Genomic DNA, 19712 nt, shown 5'->3' with positions numbered 1-19712 from the left:
GTTACAGAAGCAAACAAGCATTATTCAGCTGTTTCGATGGCAACCCCATTAATGTGACAAATAAGGCTACATAGAATTCTTTCTAACAGAATTCAGGAACCAAATTAACAAATTTAGTTTACACAACTGTCTTATTAACTATGTATGATGTTTAATTATGATATATCGGAAGATAATAGATGATGACCTTTGCAAGGACGCAAGAGATGAAACGCTTTACTGTTTTGATGTGTTGTTTATACATTTGGGGTTGCAGCTCAGGAATTAACCTGACGGTCCCTGACAGTATCGCTAATACGACCGCTGCAAAAGGGTATCTTGCGGGTAGTCTAGGCGTCACAACAGAGTGGCCATCAACAGGTGAAGGGATTATCACTACCCTGTTTATCCGCCCTGACGGCCAATCGGACCAAATAGTCTTATCCACTCCCAACACGAAGAAATCGGATTTCCATTCAGGCACAGACAGAGGCCAGATCTTCGTTACCGCTTTGCCGGAAGGTCGATATGAAATCAACCAAGTAATATTCAGAGGGACTAACGGACGCAAAACGGTTCGTTCAAAATCGAATAACAACCTCGGAATTTTCTTCAACGTATCAGCGGATAAAGTGACCTATATTGGGCAATTCATAACCTCAAGTTTGGTGGCAAACAGCCAGCTTTGGAATACCCTGTACCCCAGTGGTTTAGCAATCGTACATCATAGCTATGCCGCAGAAAGGGATCAGCCGTTGATAACAGAGCGCTTCCCTGCAATCGCAACACTCACTTTTGATGAAGCAAATCTAGAAGGTTATGAAGAGAATAAGCTCGCCTCTAAGGTCATCGAGAAGTAAGTTTACTAATGTGTTATTGAAAAGGAATTTCAACTTGGATAAACACATCTTCCAAGTTACGGTCTTCATGCCAACGGTAGTCAAACCTTAGCCTCGGTGACTGACCATTTTCCCCGCCAAAACCAAAGCTCATTTGCAAACCGTATTTTTTTATTAACTCGCTGACGTCTTCCACATCCAGAAAATCATCTCCGGCAAACTTCTCAGGTATCCAAACACCCAGCCCATAAAAACTAGACGATATATTAGACGTTAAAAAAGGTGAGTCGAGCTCCCGAGCCCAGTTATCCCAAAAGCTATCTTGTGGCTGCTCGGTGGCTTTCCACTCTGCAATAACAGGTAAAGGGTCACTCTCAGCCTGTTGGTATGTCTCATAAATATCTATTGAAGAACATTCAACGGCAGAAACGCACGCTGAAGTATTAAAGTACACTGTTGATAACAACAAACCTGAAGATAAAGCCAATACAACCATGATTACTACTGAACCGCACTCACCATATTTAAACCAAAAACATACTTACCTACTTGGAATACCAATCATTTTCACACAGCATTTTAGCAACACTACTGGTCGTTAAATGTGATATTTCGCGACTATTAACAATACACTCACGAATTTGCGTACTGCGCACTTTCACGGTTTCAGGACACGCAAGTACTTGCCAGCGCTGAGTGATCTCATCAGCTTTGTAAAACTTACCAAAATTGAGAAAATTATCCGGGCCAATGACAAACGTTAAATGTGTTCTTGGATAAAGACCTTCTAAAGCTTCAAGCACCGCAAACGTTGTTATCGCCTCATCCCCTATCGCCATATCGCGTTCTAGTGTTGATAGTTCGAGGTTATCCTGTGACAAATCTTCAATGAAGGCTTCTACCAGGTTGCATCGGGCATCGTAGTCTAACATTTGCTTTCCCCAGGCATGACTGTAGCTAGGGAGTAGAATAACTTTATCAAAATGCGTTAAGCGTTCGATGACTGACTTATGACCAAGGCTCGGTGGGTTAAACGCACTACCGAAAATGGCAATTGATGCTGTCATGGCTGAAATGTCCTTTTTTTGTTCCGTTTTACTGATTATTTTACTTATTTAACGTAAGAGGATTGATCCTGACATAGAGTTATCGCATATTTTGCAAAAGGTTTAATGCATTTCATCTCTTTTTTGCATTAAATAACGCTATATGGTTACAAACTGGGCAGGCCCCTGAGGATTGATTCATTATGGAACAGTTAATCCGCGATGAAATGCGCGTATTACCGGAAATTAATACGGACTTTGAAATTGAACGTCGAATTGCGTTTATTCAGAAGAAACTCAAACAATCAGGATGTAAATCTTTGGTTTTGGGTATTAGCGGCGGGGTTGATTCAACCACTCTTGGCCGCCTTGCACAGCTCGCAGTTGAAGGTTTGAATACCGCCGATCAAACCAATGACTATCAATTCATTGCCGTACGTTTACCTTACGGCGAGCAAAAAGATGAAGATGAGGCGCAACTCGCGTTGTCATTTATCAAGCCTAGCCATTCTGTCAGCGTAAACATCAAAGACGGTGTAGACGGTACCCATGCGAGTACTCTATTAGCGCTAGATGGCACCGGCCTTGTTCCTGAGAGCCAAGGGGCTATCGACTTCGTAAAAGGCAACGTAAAAGCTCGTACCCGCATGATTGCACAATACGAAATTGCTGGTTTAGTCGGCGGCTTAGTATTAGGTACTGACCACTCAGCAGAGAATATCACCGGGTTTTACACCAAATTTGGTGATGGCGCTTGTGATCTTGCCCCGCTATTTGGCCTAAGCAAACGTCAAGTTCGCCAAGTGGCGGCAAAGCTCGGCGCACCAGAGCAACTTGTGGTGAAGGTACCAACAGCGGATCTTGAAGAGCTTGCGCCGCAAAAAGCTGATGAAGAGGCGCTCAACATCAGCTACGAGCAAATCGATGACTTCCTTGAAGGCAAAGCGATTGAGCAATCTGTTGCCGATCGTTTGGTTGGGATATACAAAGCGACGCAACATAAACGTCAACCTATCCCAACAATTTACGACGAAGAGTAAGAGACGTATTTCCATCTCTTATAAAAGAATAATGGAAAAGGGCTCAAAAAAGAGCCCTTTTTTATGACGCCTCGGAAAAGCGTAATAGATTATCGAGCTCCCACCAAATCGCCTCACAGAGCCCCTTACGGTATACCGATTGCTTGAATGCATGGTGCTCTTCTTGATAGATCTGGTACAAATGGTGATTGCTATACAGACTCGCCCTGACATTTGCTAAGCGATCACAGGCTTTAACGATTAAAGCAATTCTTGCCGCTTCTTCCACAGTATCCAATGCAGCCAAGCGCTGGTTAACGTGATGCTTTCTTTCTTGCCGGCTATCCAACTTATCATCAGTCATGTAGCAGACCGAATCAGCAACCAGAAAACCAAAGTCAGCAGCAAGCTCATCTATTGATGTTTCAGTGTCTTCAAGTACATCATGCAGCTGTGCAACAATCATCGCATCGGTGCCAAACGGACTGGCTAAACGAGAAACTGCATCGAGATGGATATAATAAGGAACGTCACCATACATTTGATCTCTGTGTTTGGCCCGGGCCAAGGTACGCGCCTTGAGGTAACGGTTATTCATCCTTCCCTCCTTCAAATAAAACCTGACAACGACCACACCCAATAAAAAAAGGCCAAAGTGAAAGCAAGGGTGTGTTCACTCTTTCAATGTTAGATTTTACTCAATTTGTAATAAACAAATGAGATTTATTGCACGATTTGATGAAAAAACGGGCACCAAATGGCACCCGTTCCAAATAATCGTTTCAGGGATAAGACAAATTATTCCTGATCGCTTTCCGACTCGGCTTTTTTCGCCTCAGCTTCACGGATTGCATTGGCGACCATCATGATCGCTTCACCACTGCTGATCCCTTGAGCCATCAGCTCATGGATCTTATCGGCTGCTTCTTGTTGCTGTGCGTGAGTCAGTGTAGGACCGTTGTTAAGCATAATTCATATACCCGAAATTAATGAGCGCACAGTTTATTGACTTGCGCCGATATTGTCACCTGCTATTTAACCTGGACGGCCATCGACACGAGCTTTAGATAAGATCGGGAAATATACAGCCGTGAAAATCGCAAAGGCCAACGCCCATAACCCAGCCGAAATAACATATGCCTGAATAGTCAGCGCTGGTTGCAAGGCAATAAGCAATGTACGAGCAAGTGTCGCTAACATCAAAGCAATGAAGGCAACCACTATGATAGGTTTAATTTGCAATGGGCGACCAGTATGGCCCAAAGATACACGGGCTATCATGGCTAAGATCATGCACCCGATACCACCAACGGTAAGCGTATGAAGCGCAATGCTATAATTCACACTCCCGAACGAATAGTGAATGGCAAACAACAATAACCCGATAACCATTGCTAAATACGCGAAGTGTAGCGACCAAAGCAATGGTACACGAAGCGTTGATAGGCTACGCCAGCGCATAAAGCGAATGAGATGCATCCCCCCAGTGACCGCGAGTAATGCTGGTAATGTCACTTCTGAAATAGTATTGGGTATTGGCAGTAGTACGTTAATCAACAATAACCAGCTTGGAACCAATGCTCCAAGCTCTAACCACGTTATTCGTGTAATTTGCTCTGTCTGAGTGCCACGCCAAGTGAAAAATGGGATCACCCTGCCGCCGACAACAAGGACGATGACACTAATAACCATAACCGTAGCAAACGAGACAGTACTCAATGGCATGTCGCTCATTCCCAAAGCAATAAGATGGAATAGTGCGTTAAGTACCGTCATCACCAATATCAAAGGCGCAAAAAACAAATTGTTCCACTGCCGACGGATGATAATTGGATGAGCAAGAAGCCCTGCCGCCAAAGGCATCCAGATCAAATCAACAACCATCCAAATGACGTTTGGCGTACTTGTAAACATACCTAACCGGGCTACGAGCCAAAATGCAAAGATAGCCGCAAGTTTCCAACCTCTGACACCGGGGTTACCGGTCCAGTTTTGCACGGCAGTCAACAAGAAGCCGATAATAATTGCGCCAGTGAAACCAAACAGCATTTCATGGCTATGCCACCAAACAGGATTGCTATACATATAGCTTGCCAAAGAAACATTTCCTGCCCAGAAAAGCCCCCACAGTAGCATCGATATAACAGACAGCATACTGGCAGCTAAGAAAAAAGGACGGAATGCTAAGCGAAACAACGGCAGTATTTTTTGCTCTTTTTCGCTATCTAGAATTTGCATCATGGTTTCATTACCCACTTTAAACATGTATAAATAATACACCTTTGAAGTTGCAATGAAAATACACCTTTAAATATAAATTTTTAGATGCATTTAATTATCAATATATTCATACACTTGGCATGCAAGTTACATTTCTGAATGTTCTACAGGTCTAGTAATACTTTGAATATCGCGGATGGTTATTTCCCCCTGCCAGCGACTTTGAACAATACCGACACTCAACCAGTACCGTCCATCAGGCAGATCAACATCAGGCAGTGTCGTTGGGAGCTTTCCATCAACATTCTCCGTCCACAATGGGGTCCAGGATGTATCATTGAGATCGTAGATATTCATTGAAAGTACCGGTGACGGGCACGCTTTGTCAGGAAGGCCATTTTGTTCAATTCGCCAGTTTTGGCTATCAACCCACCCAATGCGCTGTATACCCAAAGGTCGAGTTAGCAGTACCCAGGTTTTATAGCTTTCTTCGCCATCGGCGCTGATGATCATCTGATACAATCCCTCACTGCTCGCCTTTTCTAACCTTTTGGTTTCAATAGCAAAGTAGCCACCATTTCCCGTGTTAGGCGTTGCAGAAAGCACTGACTGTTCAGGCCAACGAATAAAATCTATGTTGGTGATCCGCTGGTCTGATGTACCAGTAATAGCCAAACGTGGTAATACCTGATTTTGGTTCTGCACCATTTCGCGCTGGATAACTAAACGCGATAGCCAAGGCGGCAAAGCAGTAGCATCGAGGCTACGCCCACAATCTTCAGTGATTGCAAGCTGTAACAAATCATTGAGGTTATTTTGATATTCAATATTGGGCGATTGCTGCCAAGCTTGCACCATTGCCCCAAAGCTCTCATTAGTTTTACCTTCGAGCAGCTTTTGGTGCGCCATGGTAATCACGTCCTGCGACACAAACCAGTTAGCTAAGGCATTCGGCGCCCAAAGCGCCGAATGCAAAATCAATAATGAACAGGTTACAGAAAAGTTGGACATCCTGCTTACACAGACTTCATTCGGTAACCGACACCGCGCAATGTCTCGATCTCAATGCCTGGCAGCTTTTGCCGCAGCTGAAGGATATGCGTGTCAACCGTTCGCGTTGTCGGGTAATGATTGTATCCCCAGACCTGATCAAGTAACTCATCGCGTGTAAATACGCGACCAGCGTTTTTCGCCAAGAATACCAACAGCTCAAATTCGGTACGCGTCAAAGTGACAGCGTCACCCGACTGGTTAACTTCACGGCTATCCAAGTCGATTTTAATGTCCCCAACGGTCACCGTATTACTTGGTGCCGCTTCAGGGGCACCAGAACGAAGATGTAGGCGAATTCTCGCCAACAGCTCTTCTTCGGCAAACGGCTTAGTGAGGTAATCTTTGGCACCCGAATCGAGCCCAATGACTTTATCATTAACAGAGACCATTGCAGTAAGCAAGATCACGGGAAGCTGTTTTATTTTCAACCAATCACTCAGGTAGCTGAGGGAGTCCCCTTCAGGCAACTGACGGTCAAGTACGACAAGATCTGCTTGAGCCCAGTGCTCAGCAACATTAGACGCACAATCAGCATACAAGCAGTGGTAACCTGCCCCTCTTAAGCTCTCGAGTAAACCATCAGCAAGGTTGCGGTCATCTTCAACCAGAAGCAGAGTTTGATTCACACGGTATCTCCAATATAAAAGTTGTCGGAGGGCCAACTAACTTCATTCGCCCACCCATTCTTCGGATCATCGATTCTACGATTGTCAGCCCAAGCCCTAGTCCGCGCTCGCTGACGAATGGCTTTCTTAATCTAGCCCAGTCTTTAGCACCGAGCTGGCCGTTATCTGAAACGCTAACAATAAGTTTTCCGTTCGAATACGATGATGTTAATTTTACAGGCTTAACGCCATACTTGTGGGCATTAGACAACAGGTTGTCGATACAAGTGCCCAACCAATATATATTTACGTCTACAGGGCGATCCTCAGCAAGCTCCAGTGTGACTTCATACGGCTCACTCAGGTACTCAACCCATTCATTAAACGAATCAACATGTTGTACACTTAACTCTTGCTGATTCGCTTGTAAGTAATCTTTACTTGCCTCTGCAAGCTGCCTTAGACGCCTAGAATCCTCGGTCAAACGCCTAAACTCATCATATAGGGTTTCTGGTAGCGCATCAAAATGTCTACGAAATCCTTCTACAGTCATCGCCAAGCTTGCAATGGGAGTTCGCAGTTCATGTGTGAGTATTTGAAGGACGAGCATACGCTCCTGCATCGCCCTACGGCGTATACGCCAACGGTAAAAAACCCAACCAAACAACAAGCTGATGTTGATCACCAACAGACCTACCAATAGGTAGAAAGTCAGATGCGATTTATCTTCTTCTTCCCAACAAATATTCCCGCTTTTAAGTATACAAAAGCTAGTTGTATTCAATCGAGTAAAGTTCACATCAAACTGGCTAAGGATCGGGGACCATCTCGGTTGGTCATACACATGATACTCATTGCCATTACGGATCCACAGCTCACCATTTGAGATAAAAACTTCCGCACCAGCAATATAAACCTGTATTTCATCTCGGCTCATTCGCTGTAAACGCCCCAAAACAGTATTTGTCGGCGCTAAATCTCGTTCTTGAATATGGAGGAAATCCCCCAATTTTTCTTTAAGATCAGGATGCTTAATCAAATACCTTGACGCATAGCTTCCACCACCAGGGTGAATATACCCAGCCCTTGCAAACCAGCCAATAGGCAAGATTGTGTTATTACAAATCGCACGAGTAAAAACCAGCGGTTGAGTCAACAGCGGGGTCACAGGCCAAGGTCCTTTACAGGACAACGAACTATTATATAAACGCTGTAATGATTTCAGCGGATACGTTGCTGACTGCGGTAACAACGAAGACGGCAACAACAACTGCGTAGGAAATTGACCCTGTAGCTTTCTGAAATCATAAGTCGCAACTGAATCACTGGATAATAGCTCTGCTCGAACGCCGTTTAAGCGCTCGGGTAAGTTTTCTGCTGACGCAGTATTGGTGCCGACAAACAGCAGTGAGAACAGTAAGACGAATTTTTTCATAAGTGAAGTCTATCACCCCGTTTTCCCGATTTGTCAGGGCTTTGTCATTAGCCTGATGGATAAATGCGCATTCGATTCATGTAAACATTACCCATAGAAAAGCGACAGCTACATGTAAAAGCTTAATTTTATCTCTATTTTATTCGAACTAACATACAATTATAGCTATTGCTAAAAATAAGAAAGGGAGCACTAGGCTCCCTTTATACTGTCAACAGCGTTGAACAACTTTGTGCTTAAATATGCTCAAGGATCTTATTACAAGACTCTTTCGCATCACCGAATAGCATCTGTGAGTTTTCTTTGAAGAACAGTGGGTTCTGAACACCCGCATAGCCCGTATTCATCGAACGCTTGAATACGATAACATGCTTGGCATTCCATACTTCCAATACAGGCATACCAGCAATCGGACTGTTCGGATCGTCCATTGCCGCTGGGTTTACCGTGTCGTTGGCACCAATGACCAAAACAACGTCCGTTTCACTGAAGTCATCGTTGATTTCGTCCATTTCCAACACAATGTCATACGGCACTTTCGCTTCAGCAAGAAGAACGTTCATATGACCCGGCAAACGGCCTGCAACGGGGTGAATACCAAAACGTACATCCACACCTTTTTTACGCAGCTTATCCGTGATCTCATGTACAGGGTACTGAGCTTGGGCAACGGCCATTCCGTATCCTGGAGTAATAATAACAGAACGTGCATCTTTCAGCATTTCAGCAACTTCTTCAGCAGATGCTTCTTGGTGTTCACCGTGTTCAACATCTTCAGTCGGTGCTGCACCATCGTTACCAAACCCACCAGCAATTACACTGATGAATGAACGGTTCATTGCTTTACACATAATGTAAGACAGAATTGCACCAGAAGAACCAACCAATGCACCCGTTACTATCAATAAGTCATTCGCAAGCATGAAACCTGCCGCTGCTGCTGCCCAACCCGAGTAAGAGTTAAGCATTGAAACAACAACTGGCATATCGGCGCCACCGATAGAAGCAACCAAATGGTAACCAAAAGCAAAAGCAATCAATGTCACAACGATCAGTGCGAACATTGAACCTTCTGCTTTAACAAACATCATCATTAGTAAGAACGACACAACAATTGCCGCGAGGTTTAACTTGTGACGATGTGGCAGCATAAGTGCTTTAGATGACATTGATCCGCTTAGTTTACCGAATGCAACAACGGAACCAGTAAATGTTACCGCGCCGATGAACACACCAAGGAAAACTTCAACCAGATGGATGTTGAGCAATGCACCTGTTAATTCACCGTGATCCAGATAAGTATTGAAGCCAACCAATACCGCAGCCATACCTACAAAACTGTGTAGGATAGCCACCAGTTCTGGCATCTGGGTCATTTCAACTTTTTTAGCGTAATAGATACCAATTACGCCACCAATGATCATGGCGAGGATAACCCAGACAGTTCCTTGAGCATCAGGGCCGAAGATCGTTGCAATTAAAGCGATTGCCATACCGGCAATACCGTAATAGTTACCAGAACGTGCAGTTTCTTGCTTAGAAAGACCCGCCAACGACATGATAAATAGTACCGCAGCAACAATGTATGCCGCTTGTACGACTCCTGCAGACATGTGTTACTCCTTATTTATCTTTACGGAACATTTCAAGCATGCGCTTGGTAACGGTGAAACCACCGAAAATATTAATACTCGCTATTAAGACGGCAATAAACGAAAGGAAAGTAACCACTCCTATCCCTTGACCAATCTGCAGCAATGCACCAACAATAATAATGCCTGAAATAGCATTAGTAACTGACATCAACGGTGTATGAAGTGCATGGGTAACATTCCATACCACGTAATAGCCAACAACACAGGCTAAAACGAATACCGTAAAGTGGGAAAGGAATTCTGCGGGTGCATAATTAGCTAACCAACCAAACGCGGCAATACCTGCAGCCATAAAACCGTACTTTTTAACAGGAGAAGTCGGTTTTACTACTTTTTCAGCTGGAGCCGTAACAGGTTGGGCTTGCTGCTGGGGTGCAGCAGACACTTTTATCGGTGGTGCAGGCCAAGTAATCTCGCCTTCTTTGATGACGGTTAAACCACGTAGTACTTCATCATCAAAGTCGATATCAATGTTACCGTCTTTTTCTTTACACAGAAGCTTTACAAGGTTAACTAGGTTTGTACCATACAGTTGAGAAGATTGAGTCGGAAGACGGCCAACCATGTCAGTATAACCAATAATCTTCACGCCATTGTCTGTGGTGATTACTTTATCAGCTTCGGTATACGCACAGTTACCACCATTTGCCGCAGCAAGGTCAACAATCACACTCCCCGCCTTCATTGAATCGACCATTTCTTTGGTGATCAGCTTAGGAGCAGGACGGCCAGGGATAAGCGCGGTAGTTATTATAATATCGACATCTTTTGCTTGCTCTGCATATAAACGTTCAGCAGCTTTGTTGAACTCATCCGACATCTCTTTGGCATAGCCATCGCCCGTTGAAGTATCTTCTTTATAGTCAACTTCTAAGAACTCAGCGCCCATTGATTCAACTTGTTCTTTGACTTCAGGTCGAACATCAAAGGCACGAACAATCGCTCCTAAGCTACCAGCAGCACCGATAGCAGCAAGGCCTGCAACACCAGCGCCAGCCACTAGTACTTTCGCAGGTGGAACTTTACCCGCGGCAGTGATCTGGCCCGTAAAGAAGCGGCCAAACTCATGCGCAGATTCAACAACAGCACGATAACCCGCGATGTTAGCCATCGAACTCAACGCATCCAATGCCTGAGCACGAGAGATACGAGGAACCGAGTCCATCGCCATAACATTAATATTTTTACTCGACAGTTTTTCGAGCAACTCAGCGTTTTGAGCTGGCCAAATGAAGCTAACGATACTAGCCCCTTCTTTCATCAGCTCGAACTCATCGACACCAGTCTTCTCGTTAACTTGGGGAGCATTCACCTTGAAAATCAAATCAGAAGACCATACATCTTCTGTTGATACGATTGTCGCCCCTGCAGCCTCAAAAGCAGCGTCATCGAAACTTGCAAGAATACCCGCATTTGTCTCAACAGCAACGCTGAACCCCATTTTTAACAGCTGTTCAACCGTTTTCGGCGTCGCAGCTACTCGCGTTTCATTGGCGAGTATTTCCTTAGGTACACCAATTTGCATTATTAATCCCTAAATCACGGCAAATAAGTAACAATTTTTTATCCAACCACGAACATAATATCAAGTAATTTGTAGTTGAAGTACAAAATTAAGTTACATAAGCGTTGTTAAACATAACAAATGTCACCTTCCAACAGTAAGAAAATAACGTTTGCAACACCTGGACAGAGGTCAAACCACAAATAAAGTTAATAATGCACGCACTCAATCATGCATAAATCACTAACTTTTCTTGGTTTGACTTTATAAAAGTCCATTATCAGCATCCTGAATAGTGTTTTATCGTTTAAAAAATCAGAGAAATGAGGTTAGTCCGTTGAAGAGTATAAAAACAAACATCTTTCCCTGATGAGTGTTGCACTACATACATTCGTTGCAGCTCTCCCTACCTTTTGATTAGCCTGCTAGAGGGAGAGATAACTAGCAGGCCAGATAGAACAAAGTTAACCGAACATTTTGTCGCCAGTTTGATCAATAAACATTTGCGCTTTATTAATCATAAAAGACTCTGCATCTGCTTTGGAAGATAACAGATCAGACCGAACAAACACGTGTGTTTTCACTTCGTCGTCGAACTGTTTGCAAATTCGCCCAGCAATACGAAACTGGCCTCCTTCAGCCTTTGGCTCTGGATAAATCAGATAGCCGTTGTATTCAATGGGCTCCACATCGGCTTCTGTTGTATCTTGCTTACTAAATCCAAATAACTTTGAGAAAAATCCCACTTTAATTATCTCCAAAAATCGCTCTAATACAGTGACATAATGCCACAAACTAATAAAAAAAAATGAAAGCAAGATTAAATTCTTGAAGTTCACTGCCTTTAACTCACGTTCTGTTGGCTAGTGCTGCTAGTTTAAGCATTGCAACATTTTATTTTGCACGACATTCAGATAAGCTTTGATAATCCCCCTAACCATTGAATCGCATCTCGTTTCGCCTTAAACACAAATGCACCGAGATGTATAGCCGTAGAAACAAAAAAAGCGCCGGATAACCAGCGCTTAAATATTTTTTTCTAGCTTTTGACCGTTGGCTTAACGGTACATACCGATATCTTTTTGAATGTGTACCGGTAGGTCTGAAACGTTGTATTGTTTTGGTGTTTCTTTACGACCAAACACAATGTCAAATGCGTGTGCAATCAATCCTTTGAAAGTAACCGCATAGGCTTTTTTGTCCATTGCGGTTGGGGTTGCGATGGTGTCAAAATTCATTGCCTGTGCCATGATTGCCTCTCGTGAGTGTTATTAATCAACTGTGTTTATTTTATGCTGAACAGATTGCAAGCAAAAATGACAAAATTTCCACAAAAGGATTAGTTTTTATAATGTGTTAAATAAATGATAAATCCGCACTTTCACCTCTGAAAAATCATGTTGAATTTATGAATAGACAAACATTAATTGAATAATTTTTGCTTATTGACCTATTCTCTTGCACATCAATCGCTTTTTCCGTAACAATAAATCAACACGCAGTTTAATGGAATTTTGCGATGCTGTACTTTATCTCCAAACATTCATCGGTATTACTGATAGTGGCGACCTTTGCTGGCTTTATTTGGCCAGAGGCTTCACTGACTGTCTTTCCTGTTTTACCTTATGTATTGTTCTTTCTTATGCTATTTACACTGCTTGGCATCGAGCAAAAAGCCTTACTAAAAATATTGAAAGAGAGTAACTGTTGGATTTACACATTTCTGCATAGTGTTGTGATGACGGTGATTTCATGCTCGCTCGCCATTTTAATCGGCGCTTCCGATTCATTGCTAGTCGCCATTGCTGCCGTTTCAGCCACCGGTTCTTTATTCGCCACTCCTGCAATAGCGCGCTCAATTGGACTCAATGCGTTGACGGCAATGGCAATGACAATTGCGACCACACTGTTAATGCCACTCGTTCTTTACATAAACCTGCATTTATTTCAAAACAATGAGTTTTCATTGGACATTGCCAGCTATCTCATACGCCTGATTATTTTCATTGTTTGCCCAATGGTATTTTCCGCAGTGGTCTACCATTTTGTCCCGCGGCCTACCTTAACTCGGGTTCACAGCAAATTATCTCAAGTCACCATTCTTTTGGTTTTTGCTTTTCCATTTGGCCTTGTTGGCCCATTGAGAGAAGCATTTAATAGCAATCCTTCTATCGCGATAAATTACGTTTTTATCTCTTTTTGTGTGTGTTTCATATTTTTTCTTTCCAGCATTGTATTTTATCTACGTCAAGGTAAAGATATTGCACTACTAGCCGCTATTACTTCATCAAATCGAAATGTACTTTTAACGTTTACCGTTGCCGGTACGTCTTTAGGTCCAGACTTTCTTATTTTATTAGGTGCGCTACAGATTCCGACTTACGCGTTACCTCTATTTGTAAGGTTGATAAACAACTACATTACAACTCGCCATCTTTCACCTCAAACCAACAACACAAAGTAGCACTTGGTGCTCGGTTGAATGTCTGATGTCAAAAATATCAAATAAATAACTCTCTTCACCTTGCACGTATTTTTTCTTTTCCTTATAGTGAAAAAGAATTCTCAGGGCGGGGCGCAATTCCCCACCGGCGGTAGTCCTAAAATAGGAAAGCCCGCGAGCGCTTATTCCAAGTATTTCGATGGGATAAGGTCAGCAGATCTGGTCCAGACAGGCAACGCCTTCCACTCCAGAGCCGACGGTTATAGTCCGGATGAAAGAGGATTTCAGTACAGTACTTGTCTATCAAATGGACAAGGATCTTATATGCAGCATTATCACTTTCTAGTGATACTGTGTATCTTATCTTGCCAGTTACTTGTATGACTGTGCTTGCTGACTTTCCATGCCCTGATTCTGGTAATTTTTATTTTAGGAGTTCCTTACCATGAATCAGTCTCTACTTACCCCATTTGGCTCAGCGTTTGAACGTGTTGAAGCTGGTCTCGAAGCTATCCGTCAAGGTCGCGGTGTGTTGGTTGTTGACGATGAAGATCGTGAAAACGAAGGCGATATCATTTTTGCAGCGGAAACATTAACCAGCGAGCAGATGGCGCTAATGATCCGTGAATGCTCTGGCATTGTCTGCTTGTGCTTAACTGACGAGCGCGTTAAACAACTTGAACTACCGATGATGGTTGAAAACAACACCAGTGCAAACCAAACAGGTTTTACGGTAACAATCGAAGCGGCCAAAGGTGTTACAACGGGTGTTTCTGCTGCTGATCGTGTAACAACAATCCAAGCAGCTATTGCTGACAATGCTGTGCCTTCTGACCTCAGTCGCCCTGGACACATTTTCCCATTGAAAGCGAACCCAGAAGGCGTATTAGCTCGTCGTGGCCATACCGAAGCAACTGTCGATCTGATGCGCCTATCAGGAATGAAGCCTTTCGGTGTTCTTTGCGAACTGACAAACCCTGACGGTACAATGGCGCGTCTTCCAGAAGTCATTGAGTTCAGCAAACTACACAACATGCCAGTGCTAACTATTGAAGATCTCGCGGCTTACCGTTTGGCGAAAGAAGTGGCCAACTCTGAGTCCGTTGAGACACTGAGCGCTTAACCAATAAACACACTTTAGTGCGTTTTATAATTGCCGAGTATTGATGATGCTCGGCAACATCATTCAATAATTACATCCCTGCTGATGGCATAAAATAAAAAAATCCGGTAAGTGACTGACCGGATTTATAGAGTGTCTATGCTGAGTTGTCGATCGCTATCTAGGCAACATGTTCTTGTTCACAGCCGCACGGTATGAAGTTAACCATTATCTGTTCAAAAGCACCGAACGATTTGCGGTTTCTGGCGTACTCTTCAAAAGCATCAGCCATCGTAATATTCAAGGGAATAGGTTCAACCTTGGTGTTTACCAGCGCACCATAGCCTTCTTTTCCTGTTGCGGTATATCCAGAAGACACCGACAAGTATACCACCTCATCTTGAACATCTTCCCAGGCACCGTTTTTATACAACCTTAACGCCTCAATCCTCTTCCCTTCTGGAGCACAGCAACGATAGGTATACTTCAATCGAGAAGTATAGGGAAAACTACCGGTCCCTGTGCCTTCAACGCCATTATCAATGGCGTTATTAATAGCCCCTTCAAGCGCCGCACGTAATTGATTACCGCTAACCTCATATACCATTAACCCTATTGCAAATGGCAACAAACGACCTGATATATCTGCGGCAGTAATCGGTCCTGCATGCAATGAAGCTCTCACTCCCCCCGCATTATGAATGCCGAAGTCAACGGCATGTCCACGCTGTCGCGAAGACCACACGAAGCTGTCAACCACAAGCGGTGCAATTTGACTCGATCCTTTTTGATCTGGTACCCGAATATGACGCAGAGGCTCTGTCAGCACAGCGACTTTTTGGGTCTGAAGTTGCCTAACCGCGGGTCGGTAATTTTGGTTTAGTAGGTTTTCGACATGCGGATCTTTAACACAGAAGCGAATATTATCTTGCGCATAAAGAAAATCTTTCACCATCTGGTGAGTAGAGTCATCTAAATGCTCACTGCGGCTGGCATCTACAGTGAATTGTCGACCCAGCAACAACTGATTTTTACCTGTAACTTTCGCAACCGAGCCATCGGGGTTGAAGTCTAGTTCTAGTTGACCCAGCGCTAACGCGTTACAGCCCGCCTGAACGACACAGGTTCCATTAATCTGTACCGCGTAATCATCAGAAACACCGAAGCCAATATTACTAAAGTCACCTTGCATGGTATGGGTATGCCCGCCGATGATCGCACCGATACCGTCAATCTGCTCTGCCAATTCCAAGTCACGTTCATAGCCGAGGTGACTTAGCACAACAATTTTATTGATCCCCGCGCGACGAATAGCTTCAACTGTGCTCAGTGCTACCAAGGTAACACTGAGGAACTGGGTATCTGGATCTGGATTGGCAATACCCGCCATGTTTTCAATCGATAGCCCAAACATGGCTACGGGCTCTCCATCAACATCTTTAACGAGATATTTAGCATGCTCGTTTTCGTTGTCATAAGCCAATACGTTAGATTTAGGTGACAATGGATTAGGCTTACATTGATGTTCTTTAGATAAATCCCAGTTCCCTGCCAATAATGGGAAATGTGTCAGATCCATGAAATCAGCAACCATCTGGTTACCCATATCGAGCTCATGGTTGCCAAGCACCATAGCTTCTACCTGTATCGCATTAAGAAGTGCTGCGTTAGCAACCCCTTTGTACAGCGAAAAGAACAGTGTGCCTTGAAAGCAGTCCCCCCCGTGAACAAACATAAACTCACGGCCTTGTAATAGCGCCTGCTTCTTTACCTCTCTCACCGCAGAAGATACCCGAGAGAAACCACCACAACTTGCATACACCGACATTGGTGGCTCAGCTGTATCCAAAGGGATCTGCAAAGCGATGGTCGATGGCTCAAAGTGTGAGTGGGTATCATTAATATGGGCAATGGTTATCTTTGCCGAGCGATGATGTTGTGTCATAAAGCGTTATTGGCCTCCACTGATAGGGAACCCTATCTTATCTCAAAACCCGTTCGTTCTCAGATTTTTATGAGTGCATATTGAATGTTTACATGGAATATCGTCAACCAGATCACATTAGGAGTTCCGTATTATATTTAAAGCTACATCTAATCAATGACAGGCGGATGATGATGCTGTCGATAGTCGTAATCTTGCTTGCCGCCTTAGTCGGCTTTCTCGCCCAGAGGACTGGTCTATGCCTGGTACGTGGTGTGTATGAATTAATTGCCCGCCGCCCTGCTTTCCTATTTGCAACCCTGTATTGCGTTTGGTATTGGCGCAGGTACCATCATGGGGCTTGGCGCATCACTGGCCCTAGGTGGTAATGATTCACAGCTGCTTATTGCCTTACTCGCATTTTCTCCATCAGGTGCTGTTGCCATTTTATTTATCATCAAAGGTATAGAAACAGGGTTTGCGATTCGAAAGTTTATAAACGAATAAGCCACAATGAGAAAAACAAAACCACACCAGAGTAGCGTGGTTTATCTTGACTATGATGCGTACTGAATACGCAATCAATCCATTATTGATAGCGTCCATGACGTTGCAAGAATTCAATTTTGTAACCATCAGGATCCTGCACAAAGAAAAACTTTGCTAACAGTTGGCCATCACGGAAAAACTTTTTAATGTCCGCAGGCTCATACCCTAGATGAGTTAATTTTTGGTGCTCAGATTCCAGCTCATCAACCGCAACGGCAATGTGACCATAACCACTACCATGAGTGTAGCTTTCAGTACCTTCATTCCACGTCAGCTCAAGTTCCATATCGTTTTCGTCATTACGCAGGTAAACCAAACTAAAGCCTTCAAAGTCAAGACGCTCTGCAACATCCAGATCCAATGCTTCCTTGTAGAATTTCAATGATTTATCTAAATCACTGACACGTACCATTGAGTGAATAATTTTAGCCATCTGACATCTCCATGATAATCAATAAGTTAGTGTTTTTATTGGTAGCTGACTATAACAACAAGATAATCAGACAACAAGTAGTTTCCCTTTCCCTTTCAAGTAGTTAAATTTTCAATAATGTGACAAATACATCTCCAGATCAGCGCCTGATGAGATAGGCTTAAAGCATAAGGTTAACAAACGAAAGATCGTCTGGGTTTGTTCCTGTTCATCTATTGAGGTGGCTATGCAGTTAAAACGCATTGAGATTTCTGGCTTTCGCGGCATCAAGCGATTATCACTGCCATTCGATGAGCTCACTGTGCTCATCGGTGAAAATGCTTGGGGTAAGTCCTCTTTATTAGATGCTCTCGACATTGCTCTTTCACCAGATGCAACATTTCATATATTTCAATTTGACGACTTTCACGTCGATTACAGTGCTGGCCATGCGAAAATGAGTCACCTTAATATCATCCTTCATTGGCAGGAGGATTACCCCGGTGAACACAAGGCAAGACGCTATAAAGCTTTTTCTCCCGTTTGGGTGAAAACGAGCAAAGAACAATGCAAGGAGCTGTTCTACCAAATCACCAGTAGCGTCAAAGATGACAAGATCACGACACAGCGCCGATTCCTCAATAAAGACGGAGAACCCATTGATTGTGACGATAATGAAAAACTCGCAAAACAATTAATGGTATTACACCCGATCGTAAGAATACGTGATGCTCGTCGGCTAAGAGAGTACCGACCCAACAGTTATTCAACCGTTAGTAACGGTAATGGCAACGGCTACACAGACCGACGAAACGATGATAATGCACGGATCCAGCGAAGGCTCGATAATACATGCAGGCGCTTAATGACAAAACCCGGCCATGTCAGCCAGGCTGAAATTAAAAGCAGCATAAATGCACTGCATACTCTGGTTGATCACTACTTTGCTTTCACGCCACATTATCGCAGTCCAAGTTTCGACCGGGCTCACTTCCCTGAGCGGGCTCAATACGCAATTAACCCGCTCGAACAACTCACGGAACCTGAAACCACCAAGCAAAGTCGCTTAGTCTTGATGGGGTTACTTAACGCATTTATTCGAGCAAGAGGTCCCGTTGAGCTGAAGCGTATTTCAAGACCTATTATGATCTTTGAAGATCCAGAGGGTCGACTACATCCGACGATTCTTCACCAGGCATGGACATTTATCAGTAAAATGCCGATGCAGAAAATACTGACCACAAACAGTCCTGATCTCTGCTCCGTTGTGCCGTTAGAAAGCGTCAACAAACTTATTAGGAAACCAAACAAAACCAAAGTTTATTCCATTATTGAACACCGACTGAGTCGTGACGAAGAACGGCGTGTCACTTTCCACCTGCGCGTTCATCGGCCCAGCGCCCTCTTTGCACGCTCGTGGCTCTTGGTCGAAGGAGAAACAGAGGTTTGGTTATTTAATGAGCTGGCAAGGATTTGTGGTTATAACCTTGCAGCGGAAGGTGTGCAAATCATCGAGTTTGCGCAAAGCGGATTAAAACCGCTCATTAAAGTTGCTCGTCATTTTGGTATCGAATGGCACTTGGTCGCCGATGGGGATATGGCAGGGAAAAAATATGCAGATACTGTTAGGAATATTTTGGGTAATGAAGCGGAACGTCATCGGCTAACCGTATTACCCAAGAAGGATATTGAGCATTTCCTATTTTTCAACGGTTTTGAACCGCTGTTTAGAGAGTTGGCGAACATTCCAATCGAATCCCCCGTTGCTCCGAAAAAAATCATTCAACGAGCACTGAAACGACAAGCTAAACCTGATGTTGCCTTGGCAATGATTAAATTTATTGAACAAGAGAATGTCGACAATATCCCTTTGTTACTTCGTTGGATCCTTAAACGCATAGTTGCTATGTCACGGGGACAAAACTAA

The 19712-nt window shown here is 43.7% G+C and carries 20 protein-coding genes and 1 riboswitch; of the genes, 6 read left to right on the top strand and 14 right to left on the bottom strand.

The features are described 5' to 3' along the window. The first annotated feature begins 206 nt into the window (after positions 1 to 206). Positions 207 to 839 carry a hypothetical protein gene (locus ACVA53_RS13730; protein WP_255044290.1) on the top strand — a complete coding sequence of 211 codons (633 nt, stop codon included), beginning with the start codon at positions 207 to 209 and terminating at the stop codon, positions 837 to 839. Between the two features lie 13 nt (positions 840 to 852). On the opposite strand, the gene ACVA53_RS13725 is transcribed toward ACVA53_RS13730, so the two are convergent. After that, complete coding sequence (locus ACVA53_RS13725; protein WP_446505377.1) at positions 853 to 1314, bottom strand: hypothetical protein; 462 nt, start codon at positions 1312 to 1314, stop codon at positions 853 to 855. 49 nt (positions 1315 to 1363) lie between these two features. Next, positions 1364 to 1885, bottom strand: a complete 522-nt coding sequence (locus ACVA53_RS13720) for a nicotinate-nicotinamide nucleotide adenylyltransferase (protein ID WP_255044292.1) — start codon at positions 1883 to 1885, stop codon at positions 1364 to 1366. Positions 1886 to 2067: 182 nt separating this feature from the next. Between ACVA53_RS13720 and nadE the strand changes: the two genes are divergently transcribed. Further along, positions 2068 to 2904 (top strand): ammonia-dependent NAD(+) synthetase, encoded by an 837-nt coding sequence (gene nadE / locus ACVA53_RS13715; RefSeq protein WP_255044293.1) that lies wholly within the window; start codon positions 2068 to 2070, stop codon positions 2902 to 2904. A gap of 61 nt (positions 2905 to 2965) precedes the next feature. Here nadE and ACVA53_RS13710 read toward each other — a convergent pair whose 3' ends face one another. The 10 genes from ACVA53_RS13710 to ACVA53_RS13665 form a co-directional block, all read right to left on the bottom strand. Further along, on the bottom strand, positions 2966 to 3481 hold the full coding sequence (locus tag ACVA53_RS13710; RefSeq protein WP_255044294.1) for a phosphohydrolase: 516 nt from the start codon (positions 3479 to 3481) through the stop codon (positions 2966 to 2968). 200 nt (positions 3482 to 3681) lie between these two features. Continuing rightward, positions 3682 to 3852 (bottom strand): YoaH family protein, encoded by a 171-nt coding sequence (locus tag ACVA53_RS13705; RefSeq protein ID WP_255044295.1) that lies wholly within the window; start codon positions 3850 to 3852, stop codon positions 3682 to 3684. Between the two features lie 66 nt (positions 3853 to 3918). Next, positions 3919 to 5148, bottom strand: coding sequence for an NnrS family protein (locus tag ACVA53_RS13700; RefSeq protein WP_255044296.1), 1230 nt, complete (start codon positions 5146 to 5148; stop codon positions 3919 to 3921). Between the two features lie 102 nt (positions 5149 to 5250). Continuing rightward, positions 5251 to 6114 carry a DUF2861 family protein gene (locus ACVA53_RS13695; RefSeq protein ID WP_255044297.1) on the bottom strand — a complete coding sequence of 288 codons (864 nt, stop codon included), beginning with the start codon at positions 6112 to 6114 and terminating at the stop codon, positions 5251 to 5253. A 5-nt stretch (positions 6115 to 6119) separates the two neighbouring features. Further along, positions 6120 to 6782: a response regulator transcription factor gene (locus ACVA53_RS13690; RefSeq protein WP_255044298.1), complete on the bottom strand. Its 663-nt coding sequence runs from the start codon at positions 6780 to 6782 to the stop codon at positions 6120 to 6122. After that, the gene (gene vxrA / locus ACVA53_RS13685; RefSeq protein ID WP_255044299.1) at positions 6757 to 8196 is read right to left on the bottom strand and encodes a sensor histidine kinase VxrA; all 1440 of its coding nucleotides are present in this window, start codon (positions 8194 to 8196) and stop codon (positions 6757 to 6759) included. Before vxrA ends, ACVA53_RS13690 begins: the two co-directional genes overlap by 26 nt. 236 nt (positions 8197 to 8432) lie before the next feature. After that, positions 8433 to 9809 (bottom strand): Re/Si-specific NAD(P)(+) transhydrogenase subunit beta, encoded by a 1377-nt coding sequence (pntB, locus tag ACVA53_RS13680; RefSeq protein ID WP_255044300.1) that lies wholly within the window; start codon positions 9807 to 9809, stop codon positions 8433 to 8435. A gap of 10 nt (positions 9810 to 9819) precedes the next feature. Beyond that, positions 9820 to 11376, bottom strand: a complete 1557-nt coding sequence (gene pntA / locus ACVA53_RS13675) for a Re/Si-specific NAD(P)(+) transhydrogenase subunit alpha (protein WP_255044301.1) — start codon at positions 11374 to 11376, stop codon at positions 9820 to 9822. Between the two features lie 443 nt (positions 11377 to 11819). Further along, positions 11820 to 12101 (bottom strand): HlyU family transcriptional regulator, encoded by a 282-nt coding sequence (locus ACVA53_RS13670; RefSeq protein WP_255044302.1) that lies wholly within the window; start codon positions 12099 to 12101, stop codon positions 11820 to 11822. 312 nt (positions 12102 to 12413) lie between these two features. Beyond that, entirely contained in the window at positions 12414 to 12605 is a 192-nt protein-coding gene (locus ACVA53_RS13665) for a hypothetical protein (protein WP_255044303.1), read from the bottom strand. A gap of 269 nt (positions 12606 to 12874) precedes the next feature. Between ACVA53_RS13665 and ACVA53_RS13660 the strand changes: the two genes are divergently transcribed. Beyond that, complete coding sequence (locus ACVA53_RS13660; RefSeq protein WP_446505376.1) at positions 12875 to 13819, top strand: hypothetical protein; 945 nt, start codon at positions 12875 to 12877, stop codon at positions 13817 to 13819. Between the two features lie 93 nt (positions 13820 to 13912). Continuing rightward, positions 13913 to 14085, top strand: a riboswitch (FMN riboswitch). 158 nt (positions 14086 to 14243) lie between these two features. After that, positions 14244 to 14921, top strand: a complete 678-nt coding sequence (gene ribB / locus ACVA53_RS13655; RefSeq protein ID WP_255044305.1) for a 3,4-dihydroxy-2-butanone-4-phosphate synthase — start codon at positions 14244 to 14246, stop codon at positions 14919 to 14921. Between the two features lie 160 nt (positions 14922 to 15081). Here the strand turns inward: ribB and ACVA53_RS13650 are convergent, their stop codons facing one another. After that, entirely contained in the window at positions 15082 to 16845 is a 1764-nt protein-coding gene (locus ACVA53_RS13650) for a bifunctional metallophosphatase/5'-nucleotidase (RefSeq protein ID WP_255044306.1), read from the bottom strand. Positions 16846 to 17178: 333 nt separating this feature from the next. Between ACVA53_RS13650 and ACVA53_RS13645 the strand changes: the two genes are divergently transcribed. Further along, positions 17179 to 17331 carry a hypothetical protein gene (locus ACVA53_RS13645; RefSeq protein ID WP_255044307.1) on the top strand — a complete coding sequence of 51 codons (153 nt, stop codon included), beginning with the start codon at positions 17179 to 17181 and terminating at the stop codon, positions 17329 to 17331. 82 nt (positions 17332 to 17413) lie between these two features. Here the strand turns inward: ACVA53_RS13645 and ACVA53_RS13640 are convergent, their stop codons facing one another. Further along, complete coding sequence (locus ACVA53_RS13640; protein ID WP_446505375.1) at positions 17414 to 17806, bottom strand: VOC family protein; 393 nt, start codon at positions 17804 to 17806, stop codon at positions 17414 to 17416. A gap of 226 nt (positions 17807 to 18032) precedes the next feature. Here ACVA53_RS13640 and ACVA53_RS13635 point away from each other — a divergent pair, with 226 nt between their 5' ends. Then, positions 18033 to 19712 (top strand): ATP-dependent endonuclease, encoded by a 1680-nt coding sequence (locus ACVA53_RS13635; RefSeq protein WP_446505374.1) that lies wholly within the window; start codon positions 18033 to 18035, stop codon positions 19710 to 19712.

This window comes from Photobacterium sp. DNB23_23_1 (assembly GCF_052873815.1).
The sequence above is the reverse complement of the archived record's forward strand: the minus strand, read 5'-3'. Positions and strand labels throughout refer to the sequence as shown.

Bases quoted from the DNA above. Each gene is read 5' to 3' on its own strand.
- ACVA53_RS13730 (WP_255044290.1), top strand. From the start codon at position 207: ATGAAACGCTTTACTGTTTTGATGTGTTGTTTATACATTTGGGGTTGC.
- ACVA53_RS13725 (WP_446505377.1), bottom strand. From the start codon at position 1,314: ATGGTTGTATTGGCTTTATCTTCAGGTTTGTTGTTATCAACAGTGTAC.
- ACVA53_RS13720 (WP_255044292.1), bottom strand. From the start codon at position 1,885: ATGACAGCATCAATTGCCATTTTCGGTAGTGCGTTTAACCCACCGAGC.
- nadE (WP_255044293.1), top strand. From the start codon at position 2,068: ATGGAACAGTTAATCCGCGATGAAATGCGCGTATTACCGGAAATTAAT.
- ACVA53_RS13710 (WP_255044294.1), bottom strand. From the start codon at position 3,481: ATGAATAACCGTTACCTCAAGGCGCGTACCTTGGCCCGGGCCAAACAC.
- ACVA53_RS13705 (WP_255044295.1), bottom strand. From the start codon at position 3,852: ATGCTTAACAACGGTCCTACACTGACTCACGCACAGCAACAAGAAGCA.
- ACVA53_RS13700 (WP_255044296.1), bottom strand. From the start codon at position 5,148: ATGTTTAAAGTGGGTAATGAAACCATGATGCAAATTCTAGATAGCGAA.
- ACVA53_RS13695 (WP_255044297.1), bottom strand. From the start codon at position 6,114: ATGTCCAACTTTTCTGTAACCTGTTCATTATTGATTTTGCATTCGGCG.
- vxrA (WP_255044299.1), bottom strand. From the start codon at position 8,196: ATGAAAAAATTCGTCTTACTGTTCTCACTGCTGTTTGTCGGCACCAAT.
- pntB (WP_255044300.1), bottom strand. From the start codon at position 9,809: ATGTCTGCAGGAGTCGTACAAGCGGCATACATTGTTGCTGCGGTACTA.
- pntA (WP_255044301.1), bottom strand. From the start codon at position 11,376: ATGCAAATTGGTGTACCTAAGGAAATACTCGCCAATGAAACGCGAGTA.
- ACVA53_RS13665 (WP_255044303.1), bottom strand. From the start codon at position 12,605: ATGGCACAGGCAATGAATTTTGACACCATCGCAACCCCAACCGCAATG.
- ACVA53_RS13660 (WP_446505376.1), top strand. From the start codon at position 12,875: ATGCTGTACTTTATCTCCAAACATTCATCGGTATTACTGATAGTGGCG.
- ribB (WP_255044305.1), top strand. From the start codon at position 14,244: ATGAATCAGTCTCTACTTACCCCATTTGGCTCAGCGTTTGAACGTGTT.
- ACVA53_RS13650 (WP_255044306.1), bottom strand. From the start codon at position 16,845: ATGACACAACATCATCGCTCGGCAAAGATAACCATTGCCCATATTAAT.
- ACVA53_RS13645 (WP_255044307.1), top strand. From the start codon at position 17,179: ATGGGGCTTGGCGCATCACTGGCCCTAGGTGGTAATGATTCACAGCTG.
- ACVA53_RS13640 (WP_446505375.1), bottom strand. From the start codon at position 17,806: ATGGCTAAAATTATTCACTCAATGGTACGTGTCAGTGATTTAGATAAA.
- ACVA53_RS13635 (WP_446505374.1), top strand. From the start codon at position 18,033: ATGCAGTTAAAACGCATTGAGATTTCTGGCTTTCGCGGCATCAAGCGA.